Source organism: Rhodococcus sp. PSi06 (assembly GCF_054960675.1).
Genome location: NZ_JBHNYO010000018.1, coordinates 122,036 through 133,165 on the forward strand (window position 1 = coordinate 122,036; position 11,130 = coordinate 133,165).

Genomic DNA, 11,130 nt, shown 5'->3' on the forward strand with positions numbered 1-11,130 from the left:
ATCGACCGATGATCGATCTGACGATGAACTTTCAGGCCCTCGGGGGGGGCATACTCACCCTAGAGGCTGCCGGTTCCTGACGTTATGCCGATCTACTTGTTGAACAAGCGATGCCCACGGACAATCTTCGAGCTTCGTTCCAAGGTCTGTCGCCATCCGTCCAACGTGCCGATCTGCTCAGGGCGTTCATATAGTCCCGCTCGCACCTCGGATGCGGTCAACTTCTCGTAGAGCGCGCGTCTCGGGTCGTCGGCACCCACGAATTCTTCCTTTCGATGAAGGAGTGGGGGATTGGTTGATCGGGTGTAGTCTCTCCAATCCACGGAGAGATCCCGCAAGTTGACTGTCACTGCACTCGAAAGCGTCGGATGCGCGTTTGCTTCAAAATCGGGGTAGGTCAGGAAAGATACCTGCGGTTTGAGGACCGAAAGCTTGATCATATTGGCGCGCGGAATATTCCCTGACAGGACCCGCGCGCACCCCTCATAGACCTGGAGGAGTGGAGGTAGCTCCGCAACAGCGTTGCGATGGACATAAAGTGCTGAGGGTGTTTGTTTCCCAACTTTTGAGCTGCGAGCTGACATCAGTATCAACGTTGGGTTGCCTGATGAGGCGAGGAGGCGATCGCCGAGGGTGGTGACTTCTCGATAAGTGTTGAAATGAGTTTTTATGTCGCGTTGCAGTGTTTTTCCCAGGCTGCCGAATTTCGGTCTACGTCCGAATCGCGAGAGGGCGGCATAGACAACGAGCTCGCTCTTGCACTGCGTTCGAACGCGATCCCAGTAGCTATCTTCCGTGACTTTGTATATCAAGTTCATGGCGCGGCCAAGCGTCTGAAATTGCTCTCTTATACTCCGTTCATGATCAACTTCAAGTTCACCAGTCTTCGGGTAGCGTCCATGCCGAGACATGAATTTGAACAAGGGTTCAAGCAGCTGGCTGTTCTGCTCGTATGTGACGTGAGGGTCTATCTGTACGCGTGGGCGGTACGTGTGCACTCGGTTGGATAGGAATTGTTGTTCATCTACTTCGTCCCTGAAAACGTAGAAGATACCGGGAGCAGCGGCGACGGGCTTCTCGCCCAGTGCCTGTTCAAGCCAATTCGATAATTCGTTTTGTTCGTAGAATTTTTGAAAGGTGCCAGACTGTGTGATTATTCCGTCGGCAAAGCGACGGCCAATTAGATGTCTTGCCTCCCAAACAAGTCGCCCGGACACGATCAGAACTCGCCGCGCAAGCCCCCAGGCGGACCTGACTGTCTCTAGTCGCTCAGCAGGGTTTTCGATCACGTTGACTACGAACCCTAAGTTGACTACGTCTGCAGAAGATCTTACTGCCCCAGGACGATGACCAGGGTCCCAGCCGGATGCCTGGTAACCCAAGGCAGACAAGCCTCGAAGATCGTCCCCCCGCCCGCACCCGTAGTCGAAAAACGACATACCCGTCGTGAGGATTTGGTCCGCTAGGGCGGTTTCTACGGGCCTGGACAGGGCTGTTCGCGCCATGGCAGTCCTGTGCCGAGCAACGTTCTCCAGATGCATGCCAATGACCTACTCTGTCAGCGCAAGCTTTACCAGCCCCCCGATGTCCGAAGAACGGGTGTCACCAATCAAGTATCCGATTCCTCGGTGAAGATGCAAACGGAGATAGTTGGCAACAGTGTCTTCGTCCAACGGCAGTCCATCTCGGTGGCATCTGTATCTCATTAGTGCCCAAAGTGTTTCTCCGTGAGAACCTGCGAAGACTTTCCAGGTCATCTCGACGCTGCTGTCGGTAACGAGTCGGATGGCGGGGGGCACCGCCGGCTCGGCGAGGGATCGGCACAAAGCCCACCTGCACAGAACGTTCCAATGCTCGATCTTGGTGCGCCGTTTGAGTGTTACTAGTTGGTCGCGGGCTGTTTGGGACAAGCGAACATGTTCGAGTGGCACTTTAGTTACTCCCAGAAGTAGCCGGGCAGCACGGACGTGGAGTTCGTTGCCTGGTCAAAATCGAGTCTGTACGCGCGGCCCACGAATTTCTCGATTCGCGCATAGGTTATTTCATCGATCTCAGTGTCCGTGGACAGGAGGATGACTTGATGGCTTGCATACGGGAAGTACCGGTCGACCAAGTGGCCTCGATGGGATCCGTCCAGCCTGCCTAGCGGCGTGTCGACGACAACAGGTAGTGGTTGTCCGGACGCCCGTGCCAAGCCCCACAGCAGCGAGACCGCGAGTAGCTGACGTTCGCCAGCAGACATCTGGTTGGCGGGAAGTACGTTCCCGTCTCTTCCCTCGAGTTCGACTGTGTAGGTATCGGGGTCGATGTTCACGGAAGCCACGAGGGACTCTTTGCGAAGTAGTCGTTGCAGCGCTTCGAGGACTAGCTCCCCAATCCTTCCCAGGTATCTGCGCGTGGCGGCACCACGAAGAGATTCGAGGGTTTCCTTGACCTTGTCTACGTGAGTGACGATCCGAGTGTCGTCATCCGTGGATAGCTCGGCGTGTGCGAGACGGTCTAGTTCACTCTCGTACGCTGCATCAGCCTTGACTCTGTCCGCTCTGGTTGATGTAAGCGCTTCCTGGACCATTTGAAGAGTCGCTTGCTTACGCACAAGGTCAGAGGAAGCAACGTCCAACTCGGCCTTCAAATCATGAAGTGACTCGGGATCTGGCATGGCAACCAGGACGCGCTCGAGCTGATCCAATTCCGTACGGGTCGAATGTCTACGCTCCAGAAGCGATGCAAGTCGTCTTCGGGCACCCGGTAGTGCTGACTCTCGTAGGAACGCGATGCCCGCTGGATTCTGAAGGCCGGTCACGTGCGGCACCGTTCCTTCTGATTCACGACGTGTGCGATCTTCTGACATGTACAGAGCGATGGTGTCCAAGGCAGAGGCATCGACGCTGGCCGTCGAGAGCATGTCGACGATTGCCTGGTCACGCAAAACGAGAGCGTCTGCGACTATTCGCTGGTTTGTGGCATTGACTTCCGCCAGGCTTTGCCGTTCCAGCCCCTCGAGAAGCTCGCTGATCTGAAGCAAAGGAGCGACATCGGCGGCTTCCTCTCGCAGTTCAGCCTCGATCTGGTCCAGAGATTCCCGATGCAGCTGCGCCGAACTTTCGGTGGCCACACGTTTGTCGAGCAGTTCACCTCCGGTCGACCGATATCGCTCGGTTAGCTCGAAGTGACGCTTTTCCGCGCGCTCCAACTCGACCCGGGCGGATGCCAGCGACTCGACAGTGGTCTCTTCTACCTGTCGAGAGTTCGACGCCGCGTCCTTTTTCTCTGCCACTTTGGCTTTGAGGGCTTCAGGTATCTGATTCATTCGGTGCCGGCGTCTCAAAACGGCCAGATCGGTAGCGAGTCGCTCGACCAGATCGAGTCCCAACAAAGTGGACAACGCCGATCCGAGCACTTCGCGCGATTTTTGCATATCGGCCAGGGCCTCGATTTGCTCACCGTCGAAGAAGAACAGACCCGCGATACCGCGCGGCAGGAAGGTTTCGACGTGTTCGCTCCACGTCGAGGTCAGGGCCTTGTCCACAACCCCGTCCACTTCCACTTCGAGGCGTTCGCGTACGGGGTCTTTCGATCCCTCCCATGAACGCATCACACGGTATCTATGCTCGACTCCTTGTTGGTTGGCGCGAAATTCGAGCTCGACCGCTGAAGTCGAGCCGGGAGCGGCACCACGGTGCACCAGGCTACGGAGGTAGTTCTCGTAGCTTCCGGTTCGACGCCCTGTCGATTGAGCCAGCGTTCCGTAGAACGCGAGGTGAATTGCCTCCAAAATTGTGGTCTTGCCAGAACCGTTCAATCCGCCGACCAAAATAATTGGCTTGGTCGACGACTTCGGCGTGAGTTCTATTTTGTGTCTCGCCGAGAAGGTGCCGACGTTTTGTAAGACCAGTTGATCGAGTATCAATCTGTTGCCCCTGTCGGAACTGCGCGAACGTACCCCGCTGCAATGTCGAGATCGCTGGGTGTGTCGGAGTCGCTCTCACGTTCAATCGCGTCTCGCCGCTTGTTAGCCCGGTTTAGGGCGTCGTCCTCGTCATCGTAGAAACCTCTGCGCATCGCCTTCGTAAGAGAGTCGAAAAGACCGGCACGGCGGGCTTGTGAACGGTGTCGCTGCTCGATGTCGAGCAGCTCGCGTACGAGCTCAAAATGGAGTCTGTCGTCGCCCACGACTTCCTGGAGGATGGCGACCGTCTCTGGACCGAGGGGGAGATGCTCGTCGAGTGGGCGTCCAGGGAAATCCTCGCCAGTCACTTCGCGATAGATGGCGGGCAGGTTGTCCTCGAACTCGTGCTTCTCGACTACCCACAACCGACGAATTTCCTCGAGCTCCGGAAGTGTTACCAACTCAAGGTTTTCGACTATCTTCGGCCCGTTTGCGCGAATCCATGTCTGAGCTTCGAGTAGCTTACGTACCCATCGTTCGCGTGACTCCTGCGTGTATGGGCCCGGGATGGTTCGGTCGTGAAAGAGCTGGACGCTCCCGTTCATACGGCGAAAATCGCGGAGATGTCTGTCATCGGCTACATCGAGTTCGTTACGAAGCTCTAAGAGTGGAAGCATCCACTCTTTCTCTTCGTCATTCTGAATCATCGCCGACATCGACTTGTCTTTGTCGACCAGTGTGCATGTCCAGCAACCGAACCGGCTATCACCGCAGCTCGGGGTGGAGGAGTCGACGACCAACGGGCACTCTCCATCGGACGAGGCACCTTGATACATGGTAAGAAGCTCTTTGTTCGAGTATCCCCATGGGTTCTTGGTTTGCATGAGGAAGGTCCATACATCGTCGTTGGACCAATTCTCAACAGGCGAGTAGACGAGGCAGTTGGGAAGAGAGTCGTTGGGACTGAGTAGATCTCGCACCCGACGTGACTCTAGCTCGGACATTCGATGTGACCGACCGGAGCTCTCAGCTTTACGCGTGCCCAGGACCAGGATCGCTTCTCCGTGGGATTTCACCATGTTAATGATAAAACTGTTGGAGGGCTTGATCTTCAGCCGCTCTGTGCACCAACGGAACTTGGGCCGTGGGGCAGGGTATCCTCGACCCGCCAAGTTGACCCAGAATGTGTCCGCGACAGCAGGCGTCAAACGGTGAGGTTCGATCGGCAGATCCTGTTGGGTTGCAGCGGCTCTGATCGTCTCCAGCGAGTGCGTGACCCACGCCGCAACGATGGGGTTCTCGACCAATGTGTCGGTGCTGATGACATGAATCTGCTTGGTTCGCTTCTCCGGCTCCAAGCGAGCGATGGCCATCCAAACCAGCTGCAGTACAGCGGTCGAGTCTTTACCACCTGAATAACCGATGACCCATGGGATACCGTCTTCGAGGTAGAGAGTCTGAGTTTGCTCAACCAATTCGTCGATCGTGCCCGACAGCCCTAGATCGTCGAACGCAGATCGCGGTCGGATCGGTAGGTTAATGGTCACTTGTCTCCTCCATTAAATGCAGTTTCGGCGCGCTGCTCGTCGGCTGGCAATGGGATTCCCAAGGTTCTTCTGATGAGCGCTGTCGTCAGCAACACGTTGCCGGCGCTCTTCGAGACGCGACCACCGGACATTGCCCGACCCTCCCAAACGGACGAATTCGATCGATGCCAGTCGATGTCTCCTAGTTGCTTCAGGATCTTGGGCCACTTCTTCTTGTCAGGTGTGTCCCGCAGGATGCTGTTGCCGACCTTGCCGAGTGAGTGCAACACGATGCCGTGGCTGTGTATGAAATCCCTGCGGATTTCGCCGGCGCTGACTTCGCGTTGGCGAACTTGAGTCCACTCGGGGATGTACTTCGAGACGGTGTCCCAGAAGACTTGAGCCATTTCGACTTTCTGATCGAAACTGCTGTCGTCGAGACCGTCGAGAAGTGCCCGGTTTGCGCTGTACATTGCGGACAACGTAAACAGCTTCCGTGAGCGGGTTGCCAAGTTGCTCGACTCGGTCTCCGTCAGATCGTTGTAGAAGTCGGACTGGAAGACGACGACGCGCGTGATGGCAGACAGGTCATCTCGGTGGTCGTACAACACACTGATCGATTTTGCGGGCCGGATGGCGTACCTGTTCAGGTCTGCAAACATCTGCTGACAACGCTTGAGCCCGAGATCCAGGAACATGACGATAGCGATGGTCTCGTCACCAAGGTCTGGGTTCTGACTCAGAGCTTCCTGGATCGCCGCTCGGCGGTGCTGGCCGTCGTTGATTACGAACTTCGCTGACATAGGGATGGTAAGCGTGCCGATGCGGTCGTTCGGTCCACCGCCGCCGAACGGCTCGAACGTGACGTCAGCGTCGACGGACGCCGTGAGTGCAGAGAACACGTAGCTGTCCGGATTCTCGACCACGTAGCGAGCGATCTCGGGTACCCGCGCCTTGTTGAGCGTCCGCTGCGCACGCATCTCCGGCACAAGCTCCTCGTCGTCGAACAGGAACAGGCGCGGTATTAGTCTCAAGGGGCACATGGTCACGAAGTAGCCCCGCCCGGCTTGAACCCCCCGGATGGCAGGGAAGACGTACTCGAAGCCCGGGCTCCGAGCTACCGAGCTTGACTGCTTGACCATGTCTCTCCAAAGGTTGGTCGCTGATGTACGGAACTATACATCCGAACAACACGCCAGGTTTAACGAACACCTACGTGGATTTTCGCGTACAGTCACGGGCATGACCATAGCTCCGGGTACCGACAACTCTTTGGTGAGCGACGCCGCTGTAGCGGCTCCGGTGTACCTGGACTGCAACGCGACGACGCCAATCGATCCTGAAGTCTTAGCAGAGGTCATCCACTACCTGCAGGAAGATTTTGGTAACGCCGGCAGCCGCACGCACGCGTACGGGCAACGCGCTAAGGAACGCGTGAATCGCGCCCGTGAGCAGGTTGCGGCACCCGCGGGTGCCAAGCCAGACGAGGTGATCTTCACCAGTGGGGCTACTGAGAGTAACAACCTTGCAATCCTTGGCCTTGAAGAAGCTGGACGTGCCTCGGACCGGATGCATATAGTCACGACTCAAATTGAGCACAAGGCTGTGTTGGAGCCCATTCACGAGCTGGTGAAGCGGGGTTTCGAGGTTACTGAGGTTGCACCAAATTCCGGCGGTTGGGTTTCAGCGGACGATGTTGTGGCGGCTGTCCGCCCTGACACGTTACTGGTGTCGGTGATGGCGGCAAACAACGAGACCGGCGTGACCCAGCCAATTGGCGAAATTGCGGAAAAGCTTAGTGGGCACAAAGCCTACTTTCATGTAGACGGTGCGCAAGGGTACGGAAAAATGTTGCGCGCGTTTGAAAATTCGCGAATCGATTTGATTAGCATTTCTGGACATAAACTGTTCGCACCTAAGGGTATCGGTGCGCTCATCTCCAGACGGCGGGGCTTCTCAAGAATTCCGCTCAGTCCACTAGTTGTTGGTGGAGGACAAGAGCGTGGGTTGCGAGCAGGGACGCTTCCGGTGGCCCTGATTGCTGGGCTCGGCTCGGCGATAGCCATCGCCACCAGGGACTATGAGCCTCGATCCGTCCGTACGGCGCAGCTAAAATCTGAGTTGCTAGAAGAACTTGCCGGCCTAAAAATTCGAGTTAATGGCGATCCAACAAGAACGATGCCTCATGTACTAAATTTCTCGGTCCCCGGGGTGGATTCGGAAGCGGCCATCGTCACTCTCAAGGATGTAGCAGCGGTATCCAATGGCTCAGCGTGTACATCACAGCAGTATGCCGCCAGCCATGTTTTGGTTGCGATGGGTTTGGAACCCACCACCATTAGCGGTGCGCTTCGCTTCTCTTGGAGCCACCTGGGTGAGCAGCCGAACTGGGCAGAGATTGCCAGTCGGTTGGAACGGCTTGTTCCGCCTGCCTAACGCAGTTTCCGTTACGTGGGCTCTGCAAAGTCAGTCCTCGGTTGACAATGAGGATAGGCGTTCGACCCCTTCTTCCATCACAGATCGCGACTCTGCGCCGCGGTCGTCGGATGCGACCGTATGGCTCTGGATCTCGGGTGCCCAGTCTCGGCAAGCCTAAGATGGACTGCGCGATCTTTCTGTAGTGTGCGTCGCACGGCGTTTGCTGACGCTAAGAAGCTATGGGAGCCGGAGGTCGCTGCGTGATACAGAAGAGCGTTTTCGAAGACAAGGTGCGGCGAGAAGTTCGTGAGATTCGTGACGACTTCCCAGGTCTGGCTAACGAGGGCGACGCGTTCTCTGTGTGGGCAACCTCCTTTCTGCACGATGAAGACGTCGACACGGCAATAGAGATGTGCGATGTTTCGGCGGGGGGCAGTGACGGCGGCATCGATGCTATTGCAATCGACAACGCAAATTCAACAGTATTTCTAATGCAGACAAAATATTCGAGCGATAGCAAAAAGGTATTTTCAAGTGTGCCTCTAGAGGAATTGGTCAGCGGATTGACGCGTTTGCTATCTCCTGTGTATTCCGAAAGCATGGGTTCAAAATTCGCCGAACATGGTAAGGCTGTTCGAGATGCGTTGGCCGGAGGTGCTTCTATTGTCTTAGAAGTGGTGATCTTTGGGTCGGCTTCATCCGATTTAATACAGAGTTCCGATTCAATTGCGGAGGCATTAAATCTAGATATTCAAGTGTCGGCGAAAATCTATACATTTGGCGAGCTTGAGGAAATAAGTGAGAATCGCCTTACTACGAACGATCTGTCGGGCCAGGAAGTGCAGTTCCTTCTTGCCGCCGAGCTCCAAACCGTTAAAACCCGGGCCTACGGCGGACATGTCGGCTACTACTTAGCAGTTCTCGATGCACACAACTTAGCGGCGATAGCAGCCGAGCATAGATCGAGTCTCGTGGACTGGAATATTCGGTACCGTTTAAGCAGCTCAAAGATTAATCAGGCGATATCTAACACGTTGGCCTCGCCAGAGGGGCGAAGTAACTTCTTAATCCTTAACAACGGACTGACGGTTGTGTGTCAGAATCTAGAAGAGGATGGCGCTAACTTAACTCTGACGAATCCGCAAATCGTTAATGGGGCGCAGACGGCCATGACCCTGGCCGACAACGTCGACAACGTCGAGCAAGGTGAGGCTCAGTTGCTCGCCAGGATTGTAGTGGTTGAGTCCGACGGTAGTGGCGAACAGATAGCCCGCGAGGTCGCTGAATCGACCAATAGGCAAAACCCGGTTTCAGCAGCGGACCTCAAGGCGCAAGACAAATTGCAACGCCGGATCGAAGCTGACTTCGAACACCTTGACCCTCCTTATTTCTATGAACGCCGCCGAAATTCGTACACAGGGCTATCTCGTGCTGAGCAAAAGAGGTATGCAGGCAAGATAACAAAAGAAGATGCGGGCCAACGTTTTCGCGCAATGCTTGGCGAACCCGCGGTTTCTATTACTGAAAAGTCCAAAATGTTCGAGGACTTCCGGATCTACGGGAGAGTGTACAACGAGGAAGTCGATGTCAGTATGTACGCGCTTTCTTTCTACTTGTACAAGCTGTTTTATGACATGTTGCATAAGTCCAACCCAGCTTGTCGAGAAGCGGTCTATCCCGACATGGACGAGTCTGAACGCGAGATGCTTGTACGGGCGCGAGCTCAATGGTCCGCTCATGGGAGTGCGCTATGCTATTGGTTGCTAAGTAGGCACTACGGAAATGTGTCACGGCAGCGTGCTTTGGAAATAGCAGGCGAGATACGTGATGGAATTACCGATAAATCTCCGTACATCTCGATTCTCCGTTTCTCTGCGCTCGTTATAGTTAAGTGGGCGAACGGCAAGCGGACATATGCAATCAGTCAAGAAGAAGCATTCGACATCAAGCATGATTTTCAGAACCTCAAAGCTTTCGATGAACTTACTAATGAGGCAAAATCGATGCTAGTTTTCATGCGCGCGAATATTTTCGACGTACTACCGATTTGATTCGGTCGTGAATGCATTAGTGGTTGCACGCGCAGCGTCTGCAACGTCGTTGATTGGAATTACGGCAGCATCGTTCTTGCTTGATTCGCTGGATTGGTGGGGAACTGCTTCCATCTGGATTTTGATTGGCTTTGTGCTACTGCTGGCGGTAGCTGAGGCGGCCAAGCTGATTCTCGCTCGAGCAGAGACGGAGCGTCGTGGTCAAGAACTTGAAGCCGTCGAACATAAGTTTCAGTCTTTACTGTTTGATTTAGTGGAACGCAAAGTTCAAGCTGTGGTCCGCCTGGACCCGGTCGGTTCCTCGGCAGGGAACGCGGTTGACTGGCGAATCGATATATATTCATCGACTGGCTTAGATATCGCTTCAGCTCAACCGAACCTGTCAAAGTTAACGTCGGTAGGATCAATGGGCCATCGCCTGAGTGAGCCGCCACTGAACACCCGCCGCTCGCCAATACCGACCGCAAGTCAGTCGAGCGAAGGTGATACATCTGAAGGGACGCGGGCTGCACTAGAAATGCGTTCCTGGTCGAAGTCGGAGCGAGTGCCAATATTTTTTTGCTTAACCTATAAGTTGCTGGAGAATGTGGGCCAAGTAGGGCTGTTGCCTATCGGATTTGAGATGCAGAAAGTTGTTCGCGACGACTCCGTGGTTGCTGACCTGTGTGTTGGACTGCAATTTGTGCGACAACTACGGTGATGTAGTAGGGCAAGCAGCGCTACTCCGGCAGGGCACACCGATCTGTTTGGTCAGCTGCGAGACGCTGTGCCCCAACACTTTCGATGGGCTCGAGTTCGCGAGCAGCTGTGCCTGGTCGAGTACTCAGAGTTCTGAGAACACCTCGGGATCGAGATCGGGAAGGAGCGTGTTGTTGAGCTGACGCAGCAGGCTGTCCCGTGTTGGCAGACCGGCGGAAATGCTGATACCTGCGCCGAGAATTAGTGCGACGTCACCGCCTGCAATGAGCTCGGCCAGCGGTCGGGCTTCATCACGCCCTTCGTTCGATGCGTCCTTGCGTAGGGGCTGGAACGCCGCGTAGTCGGCTGCGTTCTCGACCACGAACACGACGTCGAAGTCCGAATACGCGACGAAGTCCATTGCCGTCGAATGAAGAGCGCGGATCACCTGTTCTCGCACACCCTCGTACCCGCCTTGACCCACGGCTAGAGTGGGAGAGCAATTAGAGGACGAACCCGACCATCACCGAGGCTTCGCGATGCGCGTTCAGCCGCGATTCGATCGAAC

General features: G+C 55.5%; 9 protein-coding genes. 3 read left to right on the plus strand and 6 right to left on the minus strand.

Annotated elements, in window-relative coordinates:
• Window positions 1-92 precede the first annotated feature (92 nt).
• From ACFI9K_RS21890 to dndB, 5 genes are read right to left on the minus strand one after another with little or no spacing between them, the layout of a single operon-like run.
• A complete protein-coding gene (locus tag ACFI9K_RS21890; RefSeq protein ID WP_462665448.1) occupies window positions 93-1,541 on the minus strand; it encodes a DNA phosphorothioation-associated putative methyltransferase in 1,449 nt (482 codons plus the stop codon).
• A gap of 9 nt (window positions 1,542-1,550) precedes the next feature.
• On the minus strand, window positions 1,551-1,931 hold the full coding sequence (gene dndE, locus ACFI9K_RS21895) for a DNA sulfur modification protein DndE (protein ID WP_462665449.1): 381 nt from the start codon (window positions 1,929-1,931) through the stop codon (window positions 1,551-1,553).
• 5 nt (window positions 1,932-1,936) lie between these two features.
• The gene (gene dndD, locus ACFI9K_RS21900) at window positions 1,937-3,910 is read right to left on the minus strand and encodes a DNA sulfur modification protein DndD (RefSeq protein ID WP_462665450.1); all 1,974 of its coding nucleotides are present in this window, start codon (window positions 3,908-3,910) and stop codon (window positions 1,937-1,939) included.
• Window positions 3,907-5,436, minus strand: coding sequence for a DNA phosphorothioation system sulfurtransferase DndC (gene dndC, locus ACFI9K_RS21905; protein WP_462665451.1), 1,530 nt, complete (start codon window positions 5,434-5,436; stop codon window positions 3,907-3,909). Before dndC ends, dndD begins: the two co-directional genes overlap by 4 nt.
• Complete coding sequence (gene dndB / locus ACFI9K_RS21910; RefSeq protein WP_462665452.1) at window positions 5,433-6,557, minus strand: DNA sulfur modification protein DndB; 1,125 nt, start codon at window positions 6,555-6,557, stop codon at window positions 5,433-5,435. Before dndB ends, dndC begins: the two co-directional genes overlap by 4 nt.
• 100 nt (window positions 6,558-6,657) lie before the next feature.
• Between dndB and dndA the strand changes: the two genes are divergently transcribed.
• From dndA to ACFI9K_RS21925, 3 genes are all read left to right on the plus strand, one after another.
• Window positions 6,658-7,851: a cysteine desulfurase DndA gene (dndA, locus tag ACFI9K_RS21915; protein ID WP_462665453.1), complete on the plus strand. Its 1,194-nt coding sequence runs from the start codon at window positions 6,658-6,660 to the stop codon at window positions 7,849-7,851.
• A gap of 242 nt (window positions 7,852-8,093) precedes the next feature.
• Entirely contained in the window at window positions 8,094-9,884 is a 1,791-nt protein-coding gene (locus tag ACFI9K_RS21920; RefSeq protein ID WP_462665454.1) for an AIPR family protein, read from the plus strand.
• Between the two features lie 7 nt (window positions 9,885-9,891).
• Window positions 9,892-10,584 (plus strand): hypothetical protein, encoded by a 693-nt coding sequence (locus ACFI9K_RS21925; protein ID WP_462665455.1) that lies wholly within the window; start codon window positions 9,892-9,894, stop codon window positions 10,582-10,584.
• A 123-nt stretch (window positions 10,585-10,707) separates the two neighbouring features.
• Here the strand turns inward: ACFI9K_RS21925 and ACFI9K_RS21930 are convergent, their stop codons facing one another.
• Window positions 10,708-11,046, minus strand: a complete 339-nt coding sequence (locus ACFI9K_RS21930) for a hypothetical protein (RefSeq protein WP_462665456.1) — start codon at window positions 11,044-11,046, stop codon at window positions 10,708-10,710.
• Between the last annotated feature and the right edge of the window lie 84 nt (window positions 11,047-11,130).

Coding starts and splice junctions, on each gene's coding strand:
- dndB (WP_462665452.1), bottom strand. CDS start 6,557: ATGGTCAAGCAGTCAAGCTCGGTAGCTCGGAGCCCGGGCTTCGAGTAC.
- dndA (WP_462665453.1), top strand. CDS start 6,658: ATGACCATAGCTCCGGGTACCGACAACTCTTTGGTGAGCGACGCCGCT.
- ACFI9K_RS21890 (WP_462665448.1), bottom strand. CDS start 1,541: ATGCATCTGGAGAACGTTGCTCGGCACAGGACTGCCATGGCGCGAACA.